This is a genomic window from Denitromonas iodatirespirans (genome assembly GCF_018524365.1).
In the GTDB taxonomy this organism is placed as follows: domain Bacteria; phylum Pseudomonadota; class Gammaproteobacteria; order Burkholderiales; family Rhodocyclaceae; genus Nitrogeniibacter; species Nitrogeniibacter iodatirespirans.
This window is the reverse complement of the sequence record NZ_JAEKFT010000006.1, coordinates 202,282-220,799: the sequence shown is the minus strand read 5'-3', so window position 1 is coordinate 220,799 and position 18,518 is coordinate 202,282. Positions and strand designations below refer to the sequence as shown.

The 18,518-nt window shown below is 68.1% G+C and carries 19 protein-coding genes and 1 other RNA gene; 15 read left to right on the top strand and 5 right to left on the bottom strand.

Annotated elements, in window-relative coordinates; translation table 11 throughout:
* The first annotated feature begins 1 nt into the window (after window position 1).
* From I8J34_RS07845 to I8J34_RS07825, 5 genes are all read left to right on the top strand, one after another.
* Window positions 2-1,039 (top strand): branched-chain amino acid ABC transporter permease, encoded by a 1,038-nt coding sequence (locus tag I8J34_RS07845; protein ID WP_214360839.1) that lies wholly within the window; start codon window positions 2-4, stop codon window positions 1,037-1,039.
* Window positions 1,036-2,877, top strand: a complete 1,842-nt coding sequence (locus I8J34_RS07840) for a branched-chain amino acid ABC transporter ATP-binding protein/permease (RefSeq protein WP_230411747.1) — start codon at window positions 1,036-1,038, stop codon at window positions 2,875-2,877. Before I8J34_RS07845 ends, I8J34_RS07840 begins: the two co-directional genes overlap by 4 nt.
* Window positions 2,877-3,626 (top strand): ABC transporter ATP-binding protein, encoded by a 750-nt coding sequence (locus I8J34_RS07835; protein ID WP_214360838.1) that lies wholly within the window; start codon window positions 2,877-2,879, stop codon window positions 3,624-3,626. The genes I8J34_RS07840 and I8J34_RS07835 overlap by 1 nt, the downstream gene beginning before the upstream one ends.
* A 197-nt stretch (window positions 3,627-3,823) precedes the next feature.
* Window positions 3,824-4,102 carry an HU family DNA-binding protein gene (locus I8J34_RS07830; protein ID WP_214360837.1) on the top strand — a complete coding sequence of 93 codons (279 nt, stop codon included), beginning with the start codon at window positions 3,824-3,826 and terminating at the stop codon, window positions 4,100-4,102.
* Window positions 4,103-4,228: 126 nt separating this feature from the next.
* Window positions 4,229-4,672, top strand: a complete 444-nt coding sequence (locus tag I8J34_RS07825) for a MaoC family dehydratase (protein WP_214360836.1) — start codon at window positions 4,229-4,231, stop codon at window positions 4,670-4,672.
* An 82-nt stretch (window positions 4,673-4,754) separates the two neighbouring features.
* On the opposite strand, the gene I8J34_RS07820 is transcribed toward I8J34_RS07825, so the two are convergent.
* Complete coding sequence (locus I8J34_RS07820; RefSeq protein ID WP_214360835.1) at window positions 4,755-6,158, bottom strand: DEAD/DEAH box helicase; 1,404 nt, start codon at window positions 6,156-6,158, stop codon at window positions 4,755-4,757.
* A 253-nt stretch (window positions 6,159-6,411) separates the two neighbouring features.
* Here I8J34_RS07820 and I8J34_RS07815 point away from each other — a divergent pair, with 253 nt between their 5' ends.
* From I8J34_RS07815 to I8J34_RS07790, 6 genes are all read left to right on the top strand, one after another.
* Window positions 6,412-6,957, top strand: coding sequence for a YaeQ family protein (locus tag I8J34_RS07815; RefSeq protein WP_214360834.1), 546 nt, complete (start codon window positions 6,412-6,414; stop codon window positions 6,955-6,957).
* A gap of 68 nt (window positions 6,958-7,025) precedes the next feature.
* Complete coding sequence (locus I8J34_RS07810; RefSeq protein WP_214360833.1) at window positions 7,026-7,487, top strand: MarR family winged helix-turn-helix transcriptional regulator; 462 nt, start codon at window positions 7,026-7,028, stop codon at window positions 7,485-7,487.
* A gap of 2 nt (window positions 7,488-7,489) precedes the next feature.
* Entirely contained in the window at window positions 7,490-8,722 is a 1,233-nt protein-coding gene (locus I8J34_RS07805) for an MFS transporter (RefSeq protein WP_230411746.1), read from the top strand.
* Window positions 8,723-8,762: 40 nt separating this feature from the next.
* Window positions 8,763-9,098 (top strand): YggL 50S ribosome-binding family protein, encoded by a 336-nt coding sequence (locus tag I8J34_RS07800; protein ID WP_214360832.1) that lies wholly within the window; start codon window positions 8,763-8,765, stop codon window positions 9,096-9,098.
* A gap of 372 nt (window positions 9,099-9,470) precedes the next feature.
* Window positions 9,471-11,165, top strand: a complete 1,695-nt coding sequence (leuA, locus tag I8J34_RS07795; protein WP_214360831.1) for a 2-isopropylmalate synthase — start codon at window positions 9,471-9,473, stop codon at window positions 11,163-11,165.
* Window positions 11,166-11,389: 224 nt separating this feature from the next.
* Window positions 11,390-12,550 (top strand): M48 family metallopeptidase, encoded by a 1,161-nt coding sequence (locus tag I8J34_RS07790; protein ID WP_214360830.1) that lies wholly within the window; start codon window positions 11,390-11,392, stop codon window positions 12,548-12,550.
* Between the two features lie 13 nt (window positions 12,551-12,563).
* Here I8J34_RS07790 and I8J34_RS07785 read toward each other — a convergent pair whose 3' ends face one another.
* From I8J34_RS07785 to cbiB, 4 genes are read right to left on the bottom strand one after another with little or no spacing between them, the layout of a single operon-like run.
* The gene (locus I8J34_RS07785; protein WP_214360829.1) at window positions 12,564-13,376 is read right to left on the bottom strand and encodes an ABC transporter substrate-binding protein; all 813 of its coding nucleotides are present in this window, start codon (window positions 13,374-13,376) and stop codon (window positions 12,564-12,566) included.
* A complete protein-coding gene (locus I8J34_RS07780) occupies window positions 13,373-14,263 on the bottom strand; it encodes a cobalamin-binding protein (RefSeq protein ID WP_214360828.1) in 891 nt (296 codons plus the stop codon). Before I8J34_RS07780 ends, I8J34_RS07785 begins: the two co-directional genes overlap by 4 nt.
* Before the next feature lie 9 nt (window positions 14,264-14,272).
* The gene (gene cobD / locus I8J34_RS07775) at window positions 14,273-15,265 is read right to left on the bottom strand and encodes a threonine-phosphate decarboxylase CobD (protein ID WP_214360827.1); all 993 of its coding nucleotides are present in this window, start codon (window positions 15,263-15,265) and stop codon (window positions 14,273-14,275) included.
* Window positions 15,258-16,193, bottom strand: coding sequence for an adenosylcobinamide-phosphate synthase CbiB (cbiB, locus tag I8J34_RS07770; protein WP_214360826.1), 936 nt, complete (start codon window positions 16,191-16,193; stop codon window positions 15,258-15,260). The genes cobD and cbiB overlap by 8 nt, the downstream gene beginning before the upstream one ends.
* Before the next feature lie 71 nt (window positions 16,194-16,264).
* On the opposite strand from cbiB, the gene I8J34_RS07765 reads away from it, so the two are divergent.
* From I8J34_RS07765 to ssrS, 4 genes are all read left to right on the top strand, one after another.
* On the top strand, window positions 16,265-17,761 hold the full coding sequence (locus I8J34_RS07765) for a cobyric acid synthase (RefSeq protein ID WP_214360825.1): 1,497 nt from the start codon (window positions 16,265-16,267) through the stop codon (window positions 17,759-17,761).
* Window positions 17,762-17,794: 33 nt separating this feature from the next.
* Complete coding sequence (locus tag I8J34_RS07760; protein WP_214360824.1) at window positions 17,795-17,989, top strand: hypothetical protein; 195 nt, start codon at window positions 17,795-17,797, stop codon at window positions 17,987-17,989.
* Window positions 17,990-17,994: 5 nt separating this feature from the next.
* On the top strand, window positions 17,995-18,291 hold the full coding sequence (locus I8J34_RS07755) for a cell division protein ZapA (RefSeq protein WP_214360823.1): 297 nt from the start codon (window positions 17,995-17,997) through the stop codon (window positions 18,289-18,291).
* 35 nt (window positions 18,292-18,326) lie between these two features.
* A non-coding RNA gene (gene ssrS / locus I8J34_RS07750) (6S RNA) lies at window positions 18,327-18,508 on the top strand.
* Window positions 18,509-18,518: the final 10 nt, after the last annotated feature.

Here is an 18,518-nt window from a genome sequence, read left to right as displayed (position 1 = left end):
CATGGATCTGGAAATTGCAATGTTGCTCGGGCAGGACGGGGTGACCAACGGCGCCATCTACGCGCTGCTGGCCCTGGCCCTGGTACTGGTGTTCGCGGTGACCCGGGTGATCTTCATCCCGCAGGGAGAGTTCGTCGCCTATGGCGCGCTGACCCTGGCGATGATCGAAGCGGGCCGCCTGCCCGGCACGCTGTGGCTGCTGCTCGGTGCCGGCGTGTTGGTGGTGGCGCTCGACGGCCTCGATGCGCTGCGTCGCGGCGGCATGGCGCGGCTGCTGCAGGTGGTGGCCGCCAACATCCTCTATCCGCTGGCGCTGCTGCTGCTGATGCGCACCACGAGCACCGACACCTGGCCGCTGGCGGCCAAGGTGCTGCTGACCCTGGCGGTGGTGGTGCCGCTGGGGCCGATGATCTACCGCATCGCCTACCAGCCGGTGGCCGAGGCCTCGGTGCTGATCCTGCTGATCGTGTCGGTGGCGGTGCATGTGGCCATGGTCGGCCTCGGCCTGCTGTTCTTCGGCGCCGAAGGCTCGCGGACCTCGTCCTTTTCGGATGCCAGTTTCACGGTGGGGCCGATGATGGTCTCCGGCCAGTCGCTGTGGGTGATCGGCACCTCGCTGGGGCTGATCATTGCGCTGGCCCTGTTCTTCAACCGAACGATCTACGGCAAGGCCTTGCGCGCCACCGCCATCAACCGTGCCGGCGCCCGCCTGATGGGCATCTCGCCGGCGCTGGCTGGGCGGTTGACCTTCATGCTGGCGGCGCTGATCGGTGCGCTGTCGGGCGTGCTGGTCGCACCGATCGCCACCATCTACTACGACACCGGCTTCCTGATCGGCCTGAAGGGCTTCGTCGCCGCCATCATCGGCGGCCTGGCCAGCTACCCGATCGCGGCGCTGGGCGCGATCCTGGTCGGCGTGCTGGAAGCCTTTTCGTCCTTCTGGGCCAGTGCCTACAAGGAAGTCATCGTGTTCACCCTGATCATCCCGGTGCTGGTGTGGCGCTCGCTGACCAGCCATCACGTGGAGGAAGATGAATGAGCAATCCCCGTTCCTCCGCCGTGCCGGCACCGGTCACCGGCAAGGTGCCGCTGGTGCGTGCCCTACCGTGGCTGCTGCTGGTGCTGCTGGTCTTCGTGCCGGTGACGCTGTCGCCGTTCTATGTGACCTTGCTCAACTACATCGGCCTCTACGCCATGGTGGCGCTGGGCCTGGTGCTGCTCACCGGTGTTGGCGGGCTCACGTCCTTCGGCCAGGGGGCCTTCGTTGGGCTCGGGGCCTACACCACCGCGGTGCTCACCACCAGCGAGCATCTGCCGGCCTGGCTGGCCTGGGCGGGCGGCTCGCCCTGGCTGGCGCTGATCATCGGGCTGTTGCTGACGGCCGTGGTGGCCGTGGTGCTCGGCTCGCTCACGCTCAAGCTGTCCGGCCACTACCTGCCACTGGGCACCATCGCCTGGGGCATCAGCCTGTATTTCCTGTTCGGCACCATGGAGGTGCTGGGCGGCCACACCGGCCTGAGCGGGATTCCGCCGATCAGCCTGTTCGGCTGGGTGCTCAACGAGGGCGAAGAGATCTTCTACCTGATCTGGGCCTTTTTGCTGGTGGCCATCCTGACCACCCGCAACCTGCTCGATTCGCGCGAGGGGCGGGCGATCCGCGCGCTCAAGGGCGGGCGGGTGATGGCCGAGTCGATGGGCGTGGATACCTCGCGCTCGCGCATGATCATCTTCGTCATCGCCGCCCTGCATGCGGCCGCCTCGGGCTGGCTGTATGCGCACATGCAGCGCTTTGTGAACCCCACGCCCTTCGGCCTGCACATCGGCATCGAGTTCCTCTTCATGGCGGTGGTCGGTGGTGCCGGCCATGTGTGGGGGGCGGTGATCGGCGCGGCGGTGATCACGATTCTCAAGCAGTGGCTGCAGGACATCCTGCCGGTATTGTTCGGCGCCTCGGGCAACTTCGAGGTGATCGTTTTCGGCGTGATGATGGTCTTGATCCTGCAGCGCGCGCCCAATGGCATCTGGCCGATCCTGGCGCGCTGGTGGCCGGATACCGCCAGCAAGCGCAAGGTCGATGCCGGTGCCGCCCCCCTGCCGCGGCGCCAGATGCCGGCCGCCGGCGAGGTGCTGCTGCAGGCCATCGACGTGACACGCAAGTTCGGCGGGCTGGTGGCCAACAACACCATGAACCTGTCGGTCGCCGCCGGCGAGATCCTGGCCCTGATCGGCCCCAACGGTGCGGGCAAGAGCACCATGTTCAACCAGGTCTCGGGTGTCGATACGCCGACCTCGGGCGAGGTGCTGTTCCGCGGCCAGGACGTGGCCGGCAAGACCGCCCGCGAGGTGGCGCGCATGGGCATGAGCCGCACCTTCCAGCATGTGCGCCTGCTGCCGGAGATGAGCGTGCTGGAGAACGTAGCCATCGGCGCACACATGCGCGGCAGCAAATCGGTGCTGCCCGCCGCCTGGCGGCTGGACCGGGCCGAGGAGGCGCGCCTGCTCGCCGAGGCGGCACGCCAGATCGAGCGCGTCGGCCTGGCCGAGCACATGTTCGACGCCGCCGGCTCGCTGGCGCTGGGCCAGCAGCGCATCCTGGAGATCGCCCGTGCGCTGTGTTCCGACCCCTGCCTGCTGCTGCTCGACGAGCCGGCCGCCGGTCTGCGCTATCGCGAGAAGCAGATCCTCGCCGAGTTGCTGCGCAAGCTGCGCGGCGAGGGCATGGCGATCCTGCTGGTCGAGCACGACATGGACTTCGTGATGGGCCTGGTCGATCGGGTGGTGGTGATGGAGTTCGGCGAGAAGATCGCCGAAGGCCTGCCGGAAGAGGTGCAGAAGAATCCGGCGGTGCTCGAAGCGTATCTGGGCGGGGTGGCGTGATGGCGAATGTGCTGGAAGTGAAGGACCTGTGCGTGTCCTACGGCAAGGTGGAGGCGCTGCACAACGCCAATCTGAGCGTCGGCGAAGGGCAGATCGTCACCGTCATCGGCCCCAACGGCGCCGGCAAGACCACGCTGCTGTCGGCGATCATGGGCGTGCTGCCGTCGACGGGCGAGGTCGCTTTCGACGGTGCTGTCGAGCGTGTGCCCGAGGTCGAGCGCATGGTCGCGCGCGGCATGAACCTGGTGCCCGAAAAGCGCGAGCTGTTCGGCGAGATGAGCGTCGAGGACAATCTCGTGCTCGGCGCTTTCCAGCGCTATCGCATGGGGCAGCGCGACCACGGCCAGACCATGGAAGAGGTGTATGCGTTGTTCCCGCGGCTCAAGGAGCGGCGGACCCAGATGGCCGGCACCCTGTCCGGCGGCGAGCGCCAGATGCTGGCCGTCGGCCGTGCCTTGATGGCCCGCCCCAAGCTGTTGATGCTCGACGAACCGAGCCTCGGACTGGCGCCGCTGATCGTGCGGGAGATCTTTCGCATCATCGGCGAGCTGCGAAAACGGGGCGTTTCGATCCTGTTGGTCGAGCAAAATGCCCGTGCTGCGCTGCAAGTGGCCGATCATGCCTATGTGCTGGAGACCGGCGAGGTCGCGATGAGCGGCCCGGCCCATGAACTGGCCGACGACCCGCGTGTAATCGAAACCTACCTGGGGTTGGGCGGCAAGCATCAGGACCGTTTGGCGAACGTGTAGAAAGGAGTGCTGCGGCGCAGCATCGAAAAAATAATTCTCCGCGCCGGGTTGACCTTCTCGCAGAACTGGTAAAAATATGCGACCCAAATCCCAGAAACCCCGTCAATACTTGCATTCGGCCACGCAAAGCGCGGATATTCGGTGCTAGAATCGGCGGCTAGGAAACACCCCTCCCACTCTCCACTCCGAGGATCAACATGAACAAAGGTGAATTCGTCGAAGCGCTGGCCGACCGTATGGACGTTTCGCGCGCTCAAGCTGACCGCGCCGTGTCCGCCATGCTCGACATCATTGCGGAAGAGCTCGCCAAGGGCGGCAAAGTGGCGTTCACGGGTTTCGGCTCCTTCGAAGTGTCGAAGCGCGCTGCCCGTACCGGCCGCAACCCGCAGACCGGCGCGACCATCAAGATCGCTGCCTCGAGCGTGCCCAAGTTCTCCGCAGGCGCTACGCTGAAAGCCGCCGTCAACGGCAAGTAATCCCAGCGATTACGTTGTTCAGAAAGACCCGGCCTCGGCCGGGTTTTTTCTTGCTGGTGCATGCGGTGGGCAGCGATCTTCCGTCCGTGGTATGAATAGCCCACCCCCCTCAACAGGAGCAGCCGGATGAGCGATACGCAATTCGAAGAGTTCTACGGGCACCGATTCGAAGATCTGACGGTGGGCATGAGCGCCGCCTACGGCCATACCGTGACCGAAGCGGACATCCTGCTGTTCGCCGGGGTGTCGGGCGACACCAATCCGGTGCACATGAACGAGGAGCTGGCGGCCGCCTCCATGTTCGGCGGGCGCATCGCCCACGGCATGTTGTCGGCGAGCTTCATCTCCACCGTGTTCGGCACGCGCCTGCCGGGGCCGGGCTGCATCTATCTGTCGCAGACCCTCAAGTTCAAGGCGCCGGTGCGCATCGGTGACACCGTGGTGGCGCGGGTGACGGTCAAGTCGCTCACGCCGGAGAAGCGCAAGGCCTTGTTCGATACCGTGTGCACCGTCGGCGAGACCGTCGTGCTCACCGGTGAGGCCGAGATCATGGTGCCCAAACGCGACTGAGCCTTCGGTTCGACCGCCCGAAAAGACAAACGCCGGCATTGCCGGCGTTTGTCATTGGGGCAGGGCGGGAGTCGCCCGTGCCTCAGTCCGAATTGCCGAAGCGGCGCGGCGCGCGGGTGTCGCGACCCTGGCCCGACCCCTGGGGGCGTGCCGCCGGTTTGCCGCGACCCTGGCCCTGCGCGTCGCGCGGGGCGCGCTGCGGATGCAGACCGCGCTTGCCGTCGGTGCTGCGGGCGGCCGGCGACTGCTCCGGATTCTCGCGGCGGTGGCGATGGCCGTTGCGCTGGGCCGGCGCGTTGGCGTCGCGCGGCGGGCGCTGACGCGAGGCGCGTGCCTCATCGACCGTGAAACCGGCCACCACGATGCGCTCAATGGGCGTCTGAATCAGACGCTCGATGGCGCGCAGCTGCTTCATCTCGTTGTCCGGGCAGACCAGCGACACGGCCTTGCCTTCGGCGCCGGCACGGCCGGTGCGGCCGATGCGATGCACATAGTCTTCGGGCACGTTGGGCAGTTCGAAGTTCACCACCATCGGCAGGGCATCGACGTCGATGCCGCGGGCCGCGATGTCGGTGGCCACCAGCACCTGCAGCTTGCCGCGCTTGAACTGGTCGAGCGCGCGGGTGCGGGCGTTCTGGGCCTTGTTGCCGTGCAGGGCGGCAGTCGGGATGCCGGCGCGGGTCAGCTGTTCGGCCAGACGGTCGGCGCCGTGCTTGGTGCGGCTGAACACCAGCACCTGGAACCATTGCTGTTCCTGGATGAGGTGGATCAGCAGGTCGCGCTTGTTGCTCTGGGGCACCATCATCAGCGACTGGTCGACCCGCTCGGCGGTGGTGTTGCGCGGTGCCACGTCGACGCTGGCCGGGTTGGTCAGCAGACTGTTGGCCAGGCCACGGATCTCGTCGTTGAAGGTGGCCGAGAACAGCAGGTTCTGACGCTTGGCCGGCAGCTTGTCCATGATCTTGCGGATGTCGCGGATGAAGCCCATGTCGAGCATGCGGTCGGCTTCGTCGAGCACCAGGATCTCGACATCCGACAGGCTCAGGTTGCCCTGGCTGATGTGGTCGAGCAGGCGGCCGGGCGTGGCCACCAGGATGTCCACCGGGCGGCGCAGGGCCTTGCTCTGGCCGAACACGCTGACCCCGCCATAGACGGCGAAGGAGCGCAGCGGCAGATGCTGGCCGTAGGTGCGCACCGATTCGTCGACCTGGGCCGCCAGTTCGCGGGTCGGGGTCAGGATCAGGGCGCGCGGGCGACCGGTGCGGGTGCGCTGGGCGGTTTCCATCAGGCGGTGCAGGATCGGCAGCGCGAAGCTGGCGGTCTTTCCGGTGCCGGTCTGGGCGGCGGCGAGCAGGTCGCCACCGGCGAGCACGGCGGGGATGCCCTTGGTCTGGATCGGGGTGGGGGTGGTGTAGCCCGCGTCGTTCAGGGCGCGCAACAGGGGTTCTGCCAGCCCGAGGGCGGCAAAGGTGTTTTCGGATTGCATTGTGTTCTGCTCCAGCGACGGCCTGTCGCTCAGATCGAGCGACACCAATCAAGGCTGGCGGGGGAAGTGGGCGGGCGAACAGGTGTCGCACTGCCCAGGTTGAATGATTCTGGCCGGTACGCTGATTGGTCGACGCGTACGGGAGGCCGGATGATAACGGATATCGTTCCGGCGCAGGAGATTATTTTGCGCTGCGCCATCCCATCCCTGGCGCTTGTGCGTACCATGTCGCCTTTTTCCGGGCGGCGCAGGCATGGCTCTCAAGTCCACGGTGTTCAAGTTCCAGTTGCAGATTGCGGATATGGACCGGCATTACTACGCCGACCATGCGCTGACCCTGGCGCGCCATCCGTCCGAAACCGATCAGCGCCTGGTGGCGCGGGTGCTGGCCTTCGCCCGTCAGGCCGACGAGCGTTTGGCCATGACCAGTGCACTATGCGAGCCGGACGAACCGGACCTGTGCCTGGCCAGCCTGGACGGGCGCATCGAGCACTGGATCGATGTCGGCCAGCCGGAGGCGCGGCGCATCATCAAGGCCGCCGGGCGGGCCGATCGCGTCACCGTGCATCCCTACGCCGGGTCGTCATCCCTGCTGTGGTGGCAGGGCGCACAGCGTGAGCTGACACGCCTGCGCAAGCTTGAGGTGATCGCCTTCCCCGAGGCCGAGGTCAAGGCGCTGGCGGCGACCGTGGCCCGCACCACGGCCTGGCAGGTGATGGTGCAGGACGGCGTGCTGATGGTTTCCGGTGATCACGGTTGTGTGAGCGTCGAACCGGACACTTGGCGCGCCATCGCGTAGGAATTGTCCTCGCCTCCGAGGGGGTGACGGGGCTATAACGTGCATATACACGTAATTGGCCGCCTGCCATGAACCCGCCGACATCCGCGCCCGTTCTTCCGCCATTGGCTTGCACCGGCGCCCGGCTGCGCCGGCTGACGCGCCGCGTCACGGTGTTCTACGAGCACTATCTACGCACCATCGGGCTGCGCCTGACCCAGTACTCGCTGCTGGCCCATCTCGCGCCCGAGCCGCAGAGCCTGCTGGCCCTGGCCGAGCGGCTCGAGATGGACCGCACCACGCTCACCCGTGGCCTCAAGCCGCTTCTTGCGGCCGGCTGGGTCAGCCAGAGCACGGGGCGGGATGCGCGCCAGCGCCTGCTGGCCCTGACTCCCGCCGGTGTCGCGCAACGCGAGATCGCCCAGGCCGTGTGGGCGGACGCACAACGCGACCTGGAGGCGGTGATGGACCGCGCCTTCGTTGCCGATCTCAACCGAACGCTGGAAGAGGCGCTGGTGCGTCTCAAGCCGGCCCTGCCCGAGGACAACTGACCATGCGCTGGCGCGACGATCCTGAAATGAGGCACTGGGGCCTGATCCTGCTGGCCGCCGGCCTGTTGGCGATCACCATGGGCGGGCGGCAGACGCTCGGCCTGTTCATGTCGCCGATCAACACCTCCACCGGCCTGGGCATCACCACCATCAGTTTCGCCATGGCGGTGGCACAGTTCGTGTGGGGCGCGATCCAGCCGGTGGCCGGGGCGGTGGCCGACCGCTGGGGCCCAGGGCGCGCGCTGGCCGCCGGGGTGATCCTGATGGCGCTGGGCGCGGCGCTCACGCCGATGATGGACTCCGGGCTCGGGCTGGTGTTTTCCATCGGTTTCCTGCTGGCCGCCGGTTCCGGTGCGGGCAGTTTCTCGGTGCTGATCGGCGCGGCCGCCCAGCGCCTGCCGGCGCATCGTCGTGGCATCGCGGCCGGGGTGATCAATGCCGGCGGCTCTTTCGGGCAGTTCGTCTTCGCCCCCTTGCTGCAGAAGCTGATCAGTCTGTTCGGCTGGGTCGGCGCGATGTACTCGCTGGCGCTCATCACCCTGGCGGCCTTGCCGATGGCCCGCGCCCTGCGCGCCCGGCCCGCACCGGCTAGCGCGTCTACCACGGCCGAGGCGCCGCCTGCCGAACGCGGCATGCGCGACACCTTGCGCGCGGCCTTCGCCGACCGCAGCTACCTGCTGCTGCATGCCGGCTTCTTTACCTGCGGCTTCCATATCGCCTTTCTGGTGACGCATCTGCCGGGCGAGGTGAGTCTGTGCGGCCTGCCGGTGGAGGTGGCCAGCTGGTCGCTGGCCATTATCGGCCTGGCCAACATCGCCGGCAGCCTGTACGCCGGCTGGTGCGTGCAGCGTTACCGCAGCAAGTATGTGCTGGCCTGGATGTATGGCTCGCGCGCGGTGCTGGTGGCGCTGTATCTGATGGCGCCGAAAACGGCCATGACCTTCTACATTTTCGCCGCCGGCCTCGGCTTCACCTGGCTGGCGACCGTGCCGCCGACCGCTGGCGTGGTCGGCAAGCTGTTCGGCACCCGCTACCTGGCCACCTTGTTCGGGCTGACCCTGCTGTCGCACCAGGTCGGCGGCTTCCTTGGCGCCTGGCTGGGCGGCATCGCCATCGTCCAGACCGGCGACTACCAGTGGATGTGGTACGCTGACATCGCCCTGGCGGCGCTGGCGGCGGTGGCCAATCTGCCCATCCGCGAAGCGCCGGTCACGCCAAGGCTGCAACCGGCCTGAGCCGGTTTTTTCTGGTGTCTGGATTCAGGAGTCTGTCCGAATGAGCAAGCGGCGTAGTGCGCGCCTGCGCAAGAAACTATGCGTGGGTGAGTTCAAGGAACTGGGGTTCGATATCGACCTGAGTTTCCCCGAAGAGGCCGATGAGGCGTCGATCGAAGCCTTTTACGAGGCCTTTTTCACCCAGGCCATCGATCCGCTGGGGCTGATCTACGGCGGTGGCGACGACAGCGGCTTCGTGTGCTGTGCCGGCCGCGGTTCGGTGACCGACGAGCAGCGCGCTGCCGTCGAGCAATGGCTGTCCTCGGCCAAGGGCCTGAAGAGCTACCGTGTGGGCGAGCTGGTGGATGCCTGGTATCCCGGCATCACCGCCGTTTAATCGCGGATTCGCGCCGGGGTGTTGACAGCCGACGCCCTGGCCCGTTAGTTTTGCACCCATGATTTCGCACCAGACCCGCTCCGCCATCGCCCTGATGGCCGCCCGCCTGACCGCTCTCAACGGTCTGGGTCTGCTGCTGCGCGCCCCGCGCAGCTAATTCCTTCCCCCTCCTGTTGTGATCCCCCGCCGCGCAACCCGCGGTGTGAAGCCATGCGTGGCGCATTGCGCCTGTGGAGCGACCATGTTTCCGATTCTTCGATTTTTCCTGCGACTGCCGACCGGTGACCGGGCCTGGATGCCGTGGCCGCCCGGTTGCCGTGACGGCCACCCGAATGCGAATGAAAAACTGACCAGAATCGAGGAGTCCCTCCGATGTTGAACGATCCGAGCAAGAAGTACCCTGCCTTCAACCCCTTCCCCGGTGGCCGGCCGCTCGCCGACCGGACCTGGCCCGACGCCACGCTGAGCCGCCCGCCGGTGTGGATGAGCACCGACTTGCGCGACGGCAACCAGGCGTTGTTCGAACCGATGAATGCGGAGCGCAAGCTGCGCATGTTCAAGACGCTGGTGGCGATCGGCTTCAAGGAGATCGAGGTGGCCTTCCCCTCGGCCAGCCAGACCGATTTCGACTTCGTCCGCCATCTCATCGACGCGGACGAGATTCCCGATGACGTGACCATCGAGGTGTTGACCCAGGCGCGCGAGCCCTTGATCCGCCGCACCTTCGAGGCGGTGCGCGGTGCGCGCCGGGCGATCATCCATTTCTACAACGCCACGGCGCCCAACTTCCGTCGTATCGTGTTCGACCAGGACCGTGCCGGCGTCAAGCAGATCGCCGTCGAGCATGCGCGGCTGATCCGCGAGCTGGCCGCCGAGCAGCCGGACACCGAGTTCGTCTTCCAGTACAGCCCCGAGGTATTCACCGGCACGGAGCTCGAGTTTGCCGTCGAGGTGTGCAATGCGGTGATCGCCGAGTGGGCGCCGACGCCCGAGCGGCCCTGCATCATCAACTTGCCGGCCACGGTCGAGATGAGCACGCCGAACGTCTACGCCGACCAGATCGAATGGATGAGCCGCCATCTCGACCGGCGCGAGGCGGTGGTGCTGTCGGTGCATCCGCACAACGACCGCGGCACCGCTGTGGCGGCAGCCGAACTGGCGGTGATGGCCGGGGCGGACCGGGTCGAAGGCTGCCTCTTCGGCCATGGCGAGCGCACCGGCAATGTTGACCTGGTGACGCTGGCGCTCAATCTCTACAGCCAGGGCGTGCATCCGGGCCTGGACTTCTCGCGCATCAACGAAATCGCACGCACCGTCGAGCACTGCACCCAGTTGCCGGTGCACCCGCGCCACCCCTATGCCGGCGATCTGGTGTTCACCGCCTTCTCCGGGTCGCACCAGGACGCCATCAAGAAGGGCTTTGCGGTCCAGCGTGCCGATGCACCGTGGACCGTGCCCTATTTGCCGGTGGATCCGGCCGACCTCGGCCGCAGCTACGAGTCGGTGATCCGCGTCAACAGCCAGTCGGGCAAGGGCGGCATCGCCTATTTGCTCGAGACCGAGTATGGGCTGGTGATGCCGCGCCGCCTGCAGGTGGCCTTCTCGAATGCGGTGCAGGAAGTGACCGACGACACCGGCCGCGAGATGCGCGCCGAAGACCTGTGGGCCATCTTCGCCGCCACCTACCTCGATAACCGCGACGTAGTGGCCTATGCTGAACATCATCTGTTCGAGCATGGCGAGCAGCAGGGGATCCACATGAGTGTGGTCCGCGACGGTCAGCCGCAGGTACTGCGCGGTATCGGCAACGGCCCCATCGATGCGGCGCTGCATGCCCTCGCGCCGGAGGCGAAGCTGCTCGGCTACGAGGAGCGCGCCATCGGCGAGGGCTCCGACGCCAGGGCGGTGGCCTTCATCGAACTGCAGGGCGAAGGCCCGGCGGGCTCGGTCTTCGGGGTGGGGATCGACGGCAGCATCGTCACCGCCTCGGTGAAGGCGCTGGTGTCGGCGGTCAATCAGCTCGGCGTGCGTGCCGGGCAGGCGGATAATTCCAGAAAACTTGCCTGAGGCAGGTCAGAGGGAGGGGCGGGCGGCCTTGGGTCGCCCGTTTCTTTTTCGTGCACTGCGACAAATGTCTCCGGCATGAGGCCAGTCGGGGTATGGGATGTCGCAGTGCTGCAAGTAGAATGTCATATGCCGTCCGCAGATCTGGCGAAGCTTATGACCAAAGTTGTATTTTTATTGTCATTTCAATCGTTTACAGTGTGTCCTCCCCGGTTTACCCGTCTGCCATGACTCGAATCCGCCCCCGTTCTGCCGCCACCGTGCGCCGTCTGGCCCGCCGTTTGTCGTGGCGGGCTGCCGGGGCTTTGGCGCTGCTGTTGCTGGTCGCGGGAGTATGCGCCGCGGCGGCGCTGGGGCTGGTCGTGGCGGCCGGCTCGGCCGAGTCGGGTCCGGTGCAAGGCGGCATGGTGGTGTTGGCCGGCGCCCTGGCGTGGCTCGCGGTGAGCATCGTGCGCTGGCTGATCGCGCCGCCGCCGCAGGCCGAGGGCGTGCGGGTGGGGCGTGAGGCGGCGCCGGCCCTGTATCGCCTGGTCGACAACCTGGCCGAGCGCATGGGCGCCGAGTCCATCGGCAATATCCGGATTTCGGCCGAAATGAACGCCGCCGTCTTCCAGCGGCCGCGGCGCGGCGTGTGGGGCGCCATGGAGACCACGCTGATCATCGGCCTGCCGTTGGTGCACAGCGTGTCGCCGCGCCAGCTGGCCGCGATCCTGGCCCATGAGCTGGCGCATCTGCAGCGCCAGCGTGGTGGGTGGCGTGCCTGGGGGGCGCATGTGCGGGCCTGGTGGCATCGGGTGTGCGAGCGCATCGCCGCCGACGACAGCGCGCCGGCCCGTCTGCTCGACCGGGCACTGTCCGGCTGGGCCGAGGCCGATCTGATGGCCGCGGTGCGCCTCAACCACCTGGAAGAATACGAAGCCGATCGTGTGGCCGCGCGTGTCATCGGCCCCAAGCTGCTGGGCGATACGCTGGTGGAGGTGGCGATGAAGGCGAACTTCATCGAAACCGACTACTGGGACGCCGTGATGTCCCAGGCCGCGCAGATGCCACGGCCCAGCCTGCGGCCGTTCCGCGACATGGGCATGGGCGTGGCGGCGGGTTTTCACGCGGCGCCGCAGCACCGGGTGTTGCGCTCCCTGGTGTGCGAAGAGGGGGGCTTGAGCTTTCATCCGACGCTGACCGATCGCCTGGTGGCGCTCGGTATCGCGCCGCGGATGCCGCAACCGGGCGCCCATTCGGCCGCCACGCATTACTTGCAGCGCTCCTTGCCGCGACTGTCACGCGTGTTCGACGGCCGTTGGTGGCGCGGCACCCGGCGGGAGTGGCGTCGCTACTATGCCGAGGCGCGCGTCTCGGTGCTGGCCAGTCCTCCGCAGTCGACCGACTGAGCGGCGTTTCGCGTCAGCGCGCCTCGAAGGCGTCTAGGGCCGCGGCGATGGCGGGCAGGCCGGCCTCGATGGCCGCCATGCCGGGCGACAAGATCAGCGGCGACTTGATTTCGTGAATCCGTTGCCGGGCCACCGCCTCGAGCGCCGCCCAACCCTCGCGCGCGGCGATCTGTTCGGCGCGCAGCTTCTTGCCGCACCAGGAGGCGAGGATGATGTCCGGCGTGCGCGCCAGCACCTCGCCACCGTCGGCAATGATGCGTTCGCCCGCGCTGTGGCAATGCGCGCGGTCGGCAAAGATGTCCTCGCCGCCGGCCACCTCGATCAGCTCCGAGACCCAGCGGATGCCGCAGATCATCGGGCTGTCCCATTCCTCGAAATACACCCGCGGTCGTCGTCCGAGCCGCTGTAGGCGCGCCTCGCCGGCGGCACGGGCGGTCGCCAGTCGTGCTTCGAGATCGGCCACCAGCGCCTCGGCGCGCTCGGTCGCGCCGACCAGCCGGCCGACGGTGAGGATCATCGCCAGGATGCCCTCGACATCGCGGTGGTTGAACACATGCACCGCCACACCGGCGCGGATCAGGTCTCGGCAGATGTCGGCCTGCAGGTCGGAGAAGGCCAGCACCAGATCCGGACGCACGGCCAGGATGCGATCGATGCGGGCGCTGGAGAAGCCGCTGACCTTGGGCTTTTCCTTGCGCGCGCGGGCGGGGCGCACGGTGAAGCCGGAAATGCCGGCGATGCGGTCTTCTTCGCCCAGGGCATACAGCACCTCCACCGTTTCGGTGGACAGGCAGACGATGCGCTGGGGCAGTCGCGAGGTGCTCATTGACGGCGCTCGCGCGCGGTGTCGAGGTGGCGGCACATCAGGTCGGCACCGTCGAGGATGCGCGGTGTGTGGCGCTGGATCAGGTCCGGCGGCACGAAGAACAGATTGTCTCGCTGCACCGCCTTGAGCTGGTCCCAGCGGCGCCATGTGTCCAGCCATTCGGGGCGCGCCTCGCCCATGCCGCTGGCGACGATGACTTCCGGGTCGGCGGCGAGCACCGCTTCGATGCCGATCTTGGGGGCCAGCACGCTGAGGCTGTCGAACACGTTGCGCCCGCCGCACAGGCGGATCACGTCCGAGATCAGGTGGTGGCCGTTGATGGTCATCAGCGGCTGGTTCCAGATCTGGTAGAACACCGGCACCGGCGGCCGGTCGGCGTACTGCGCGTGCAGGTGGTTGCGATGGGCCAGGAAGGCGTCGGCGGCGGCATTGGCGGCGCGCTGCGTGCCGGCCAGGATGCCGATCTGGCGCAGCGTGTGGGCCACCGCCTCGAGGCTGCGCGATTCGTTGATGTACACCGGCAGGCCGAGGGCGCGCAGGCGCTCGATCTGCGTGGCTGGGTTGCCGCTGCGCCAGCCGATGACCAGGTCCGGCTTGAGGGCGGCGATGGCTTCCAGATCGAAGCGCACATAGCTGCCGACGTTCGCGACCGTGCGTGCTTCGGGCGGGTAATCGCTGTAGGCCACGACGCCGACCAGCGCCTCGCCGGCACCGGCGGCGTAGATCACTTCGGTCACATGCGGTGCCAGCGAGACGATGCGCTTGGCCGGCGCCGGCAGGCGTACCGTCTGGCCGACATCGTCGGAGACCACGATCTGGGCGCGGGCGGCTGGGCCGGCCAGACACAGCACGAGGGCGAGTACGGGGAGGGCGAAGCGGCGGATCATGGGTCGAGCTTACTCCAGGGTGAGGCCGGTCGAGCGGGCATGATGCAAGGCGGTGTCGAGGCGCGTCCAGCCCGTCTCGTCGGCCGGCAGGCCGAAACGCAGGGCGGCCGGGGTGTCGAAGGCGCGCACCCAGATGGCGTGCTGCGCGAGGGCGTCCTGCCAGCGGCGCGCCGAGGCCGTGGGCACGTATTTGAACAGGGCCGGGCCGTGTGGCCGCGCGCCGTGGCGGGTCAGCAGCGCGCCCATTCGGGCGCCGGCCTCGGCCAGCTGGCGGCGGGCGGACAGTTGCCAGGGCGTGTCGCTCAGCGCCTGCCGGGCGATGTCCTGCGCCGGGCCGCTGAGCGTCCACGGGCCGAGCTGCTCGGCGAGTGCGCGGCGCAGGTCGGCCGGCGCCAGCACGAAACCGACGCGTGCACCGGCCAGGCCGAAGAACTTGCCCAGCGAGCGCAGGATGACCAGCCCCGCTTGACCGGCCAGGGGCGCAAGGCTGTCGGCCGGATCGGTGTCGATGAAGGCTTCGTCGAGAATCAGCGTGGCGCCGCGTGCCTGCAGGCGGCCGAGCCAGTCGCTCAGCTGCGCGCGGGCAACGCGCTGCCCGGTCGGGTTGTTGGGGTGGACCAGTAGCAGCGCGTCGAGGGTGTCGATGGTGGCATCGATGGCCTCGGCGTCGAGGTCGACGACCTCGCGCCCGCGCCAGGCATGGGCATGTTCGGCATAACTCGGCGCCAGCAGGCCGATGCGCCGGGCCGGTAGCACGGCCGGCAAGGCCTGGATGGCGGCCTGGCTGCCGGCCACCGGCAGGAGCTGGTCGCTGCCGTAGTAGCTGGCGGCCGCCGCCAGCAGGCTGGCATCGGGTTCCGGCAGGCGGTGCCAGGCGCCAGCGGGCGGCGCCGTCACCGGATAGTGGACGGGGTTGATGCCGGTGGACAGGTCCAGCCAGTGCGCTGGCGCCATGCCGTACTGCGCCGCCGCAGCGCGCAGGCCGCCGCCATGCTCAAGCATGCGCCAGCCCCCACACGAGGCCACCGGCGAGCAGCGCGAGCGCCACCCACAGCACCAGCGCGCGCCGGACCAGCGCGATGGCGGCGACCAGGCTGGCGGCATCCGGGGCGGCACCGGTGCCCAGCGCCGGGCGTTGGGTCATCTGGCCGTGATAGGGCGCTTCGCCGCCGAGCTGCACCTGCAGCGCACCGGCGCCGGCGGCCATCACCGGCCCGGCGTTGGGGCTCTTCCAGGCCGGCGCCTGGTGGCGCCAGCTGTGCAGCGCGCTGCGGGTGTGGCCGAGCAGGGCGTAGCTCAGGGCGGTGAGCCGGGCCGGCAGCCAGCCGAGCACGTCGTCGATGCGGGCGGCGAGGCGGCCGAAGTGCAGGTAGCGTTCTGTACGGTAGCCCCACATCGCGTCCAGCGTGTTGGCCAAGCGGAACAGCAGGGTGCCCGGGCCGCCGCCGACGAGGAACCAGAACAGCGTGCCGAAGATGGCGTCGTTGCCGTTCTCCAGCACCGACTCGGTGCCGGCGGCGGCCACCTGCGCCGGCGTCAGCGCGGCGGTGTCGCGCGAGACGATCCAGCCGACACGGCGTCGCGCCTCGGCCAGATCACCCGCCTGCAAGGGCGTGGCGACCGCCTGCGCATGTTCGACCAGGCTGCGCGCGCCGAGGGCGAACCACAGCAGGATGGCGTCGGTCGCCAGCGCCACCCCGCCCCCCTGCTGGCGCAGCCACAGCGCGATCAGCACGAGCGGTAGCACCGCCAGCGACCAGGCCAGCGCGCCGCGCGCGATGCCGAACGCCGGCCGGTTCAGCCGGCGCTCGAGCGCGCCCGCCAGGCGGCCGAAGCCGACCAGCGGGTGATAGCGGCGCGGCTCGCCGATGAGGCGGTCGAGCAGGACGCCGGCGGCGAGGGTCAGGGCCAGTTGGGTGAAGGGGGGCATGGGCGAAACACGGGCGGCGTCGGCGCGCTTGCGGGATAATCCGGGGTTTTTCGAAGACGGGATTGTACGTGATGCCTGAGTGCGCGACGCTGATGGTGCAGGGCACCACCTCGGATGCCGGCAAGACCACGCTGGTGGCGGGACTGGCCCGCTTGCTGGCACGCGGCGGTTGCCGGGTGGCGCCGTTCAAGCCGCAGAACATGGCGCTCAATTCGGCGGTGACGGCCGACGGCGGCGAGATCGGCCGGGCGCAGGCCCTGCAGGCGCTGGCCGCCGGCGTCGCGCCGCATACCGATTTCAACCCGGTGCTGCTCAAGCCGGCGACCGACATCGGCGCCCAGGTGATCATCCATGGCCAGGTCACCTCGACGCTGTCGGCCAAGGACTACCACCACTACAAGCCGACCGCGATGGCCGCGGTGATGCAAAGCTGGGGGCGCCTCACGGCGGCCTACGACTGCGTGCTGGTCGAAGGGGCCGGCAGCCCGGCCGAGATCAACCTGCGCGACCGTGACATTGCCAATATGGGTTTTGCCGAGGCCGCCGACTGCCCGGTGGTGCTGGTGGCGGATATCGACCGCGGTGGCGTGTTCGCGCACCTGGTCGGCACGCTGGAGCTGCTCTCGCCGAGTGAGCAGGCGCGGGTCAAGGGCTTCATCATCAATCGCTTCCGGGGCGACATCGGCCTGTTGCAGTCCGGCCTCGACTGGCTCGAAGCGCGCACCGGCCGCCCGGTGATCGGCGTGCTGCCCTATCTGCACGGCCTTTTCCTCGATGCCGAAGATGCGCTCGGCGATGCCCGTGCCGAGAAGGGCGAGATCGCGCTGCGGGTGGTGGCGCCGGCCTTTCCGCGCATCTCCAACCACACCGATCTGGATGCGCTGCGCCTGCATCCGCAGGTGGATTTTCGCTGGGTCGGGCCGGGGCAGCCGATCCCGCCGGCTGACCTGATCGTGCTGCCGGGCTCCAAGAGCGTGCGTGCGGATCGCGCGTGGATGGCGGCGCAGGGCTGGGACGACGCCATTGCCCGGCATCTGCGCTATGGTGGCAAGGTGATCGGCATCTGCGGCGGTTTTCAGATGCTCGGCGCGCACATTCACGATCCGCGCGGGGTGGAAGGGACGCCGGGCAGCAGCGACGGGCTGGGCATTTTCGACATGGAGACCACGCTGGCGGCGAGCAAGCAGTTGGCCAATGTCACCGGCCGCTTGTGCCTGACCGGTGACGCCGGCGTGCGCGGTTACGAAATCCACATGGGCGTCAGCCGCGGCGCGGCGCTGGCACGGCCGGCGGTGCGCTTCGACGACGGGCGCGACGACGGGGCGATCAGCGCCGACGACCAAGTGCTCGGCAGCTATGCCCATGGCCTCTTCGATGCGCCGGAGGCCTTGCACGCACTGCTCGGCTGGGCCGGTGTATCGGGCGCGCAGCCCGTCGACGTGGCGGCGCGGCGGCAGGCCGACCTGGACCGTCTGGCCGACTGCCTGGCCGAATATCTCGACCTCGATCGCCTGGCGCAGTGCTTCGGCGACACGCATGCGGCCGCCATCCGTGCACAGCTTGCTTGACCTGGCCCGCATGCGCTCACTACCATTTCGCTCATGGACGCCGAACTCGACCACCTCCAGCAGCAACTGGAAGAACTGATCCGCCACTTCGAGGCACAGAAGCAGGAGAACCGCGAGCTCAAATCGCGGATCGCCGCGCTGCAGGCCGAGAACAAACGGCTGGCGTCGAAGGTGGATGCGGCCGTCCGCGGTGTCAGCGCCGTGCTTGAAACCCTGCCCGAGAGTTAAGTCATATGGATACCCTGGACATCGTTCTATTGGGCAAGGAATACCGGGTGGGTTGCCAGCCGGAGGAGCGCGCGGGGCTGGAAGCCGCGGTACAGGTACTCGAGGGAAAGCTCTCCGAGCTCGGTGGAAAAACCGGTGCAACGGGCGAAAAACTGGCGGTCATGACGGCCCTGAATATCGCCCATGAATACCTCCAGTTTCAGCGCTCCGGCGGGTTTGACATGCCGGGGATGAAGCGTAGAATCGAGGCCATGAATTCGCGCTTGGACGATGTCCTGGCGCAGCAGGAAAAGCTGTTCTGAGCGTCCCGAGTGCCTTTTGGGCGCACAGCAAGATCAATCCCCTGCGGTGTTCGCGTCGGCCGTAGATTCCTTGAACCAATGTCTAGCGACATGGTTGCGAGCCGTTAAGATAGCCGTTGTGCGCATCCCAAAGCCGGATGCACCTGAAGCGTCGGGTACGCGACCACCTGAACCCTCGGTTCAGGATGCCCGGTCGGGTCGGCACTGCGGGGGACCTCTTCAAAAGG

Excerpts from the sequence above, each read along its gene's own strand:
- I8J34_RS07845 (WP_214360839.1), top strand. The coding sequence starts at position 2 with ATGGATCTGGAAATTGCAATGTTGCTCGGGCAGGACGGGGTGACCAAC.
- I8J34_RS07840 (WP_230411747.1), top strand. The coding sequence starts at position 1,036 with ATGAGCAATCCCCGTTCCTCCGCCGTGCCGGCACCGGTCACCGGCAAG.
- I8J34_RS07835 (WP_214360838.1), top strand. The coding sequence starts at position 2,877 with ATGGCGAATGTGCTGGAAGTGAAGGACCTGTGCGTGTCCTACGGCAAG.
- I8J34_RS07830 (WP_214360837.1), top strand. The coding sequence starts at position 3,824 with ATGAACAAAGGTGAATTCGTCGAAGCGCTGGCCGACCGTATGGACGTT.
- I8J34_RS07825 (WP_214360836.1), top strand. The coding sequence starts at position 4,229 with ATGAGCGATACGCAATTCGAAGAGTTCTACGGGCACCGATTCGAAGAT.
- I8J34_RS07820 (WP_214360835.1), bottom strand. The coding sequence starts at position 6,158 with ATGCAATCCGAAAACACCTTTGCCGCCCTCGGGCTGGCAGAACCCCTG.
- I8J34_RS07815 (WP_214360834.1), top strand. The coding sequence starts at position 6,412 with ATGGCTCTCAAGTCCACGGTGTTCAAGTTCCAGTTGCAGATTGCGGAT.
- I8J34_RS07810 (WP_214360833.1), top strand. The coding sequence starts at position 7,026 with ATGAACCCGCCGACATCCGCGCCCGTTCTTCCGCCATTGGCTTGCACC.
- I8J34_RS07805 (WP_230411746.1), top strand. The coding sequence starts at position 7,490 with ATGCGCTGGCGCGACGATCCTGAAATGAGGCACTGGGGCCTGATCCTG.
- I8J34_RS07800 (WP_214360832.1), top strand. The coding sequence starts at position 8,763 with ATGAGCAAGCGGCGTAGTGCGCGCCTGCGCAAGAAACTATGCGTGGGT.
- leuA (WP_214360831.1), top strand. The coding sequence starts at position 9,471 with ATGTTGAACGATCCGAGCAAGAAGTACCCTGCCTTCAACCCCTTCCCC.
- I8J34_RS07790 (WP_214360830.1), top strand. The coding sequence starts at position 11,390 with ATGACTCGAATCCGCCCCCGTTCTGCCGCCACCGTGCGCCGTCTGGCC.
- I8J34_RS07785 (WP_214360829.1), bottom strand. The coding sequence starts at position 13,376 with ATGAGCACCTCGCGACTGCCCCAGCGCATCGTCTGCCTGTCCACCGAA.
- I8J34_RS07780 (WP_214360828.1), bottom strand. The coding sequence starts at position 14,263 with ATGATCCGCCGCTTCGCCCTCCCCGTACTCGCCCTCGTGCTGTGTCTG.
- cobD (WP_214360827.1), bottom strand. The coding sequence starts at position 15,265 with ATGCTTGAGCATGGCGGCGGCCTGCGCGCTGCGGCGGCGCAGTACGGC.
- cbiB (WP_214360826.1), bottom strand. The coding sequence starts at position 16,193 with ATGCCCCCCTTCACCCAACTGGCCCTGACCCTCGCCGCCGGCGTCCTG.
- I8J34_RS07765 (WP_214360825.1), top strand. The coding sequence starts at position 16,265 with ATGCCTGAGTGCGCGACGCTGATGGTGCAGGGCACCACCTCGGATGCC.
- I8J34_RS07760 (WP_214360824.1), top strand. The coding sequence starts at position 17,795 with ATGGACGCCGAACTCGACCACCTCCAGCAGCAACTGGAAGAACTGATC.
- I8J34_RS07755 (WP_214360823.1), top strand. The coding sequence starts at position 17,995 with ATGGATACCCTGGACATCGTTCTATTGGGCAAGGAATACCGGGTGGGT.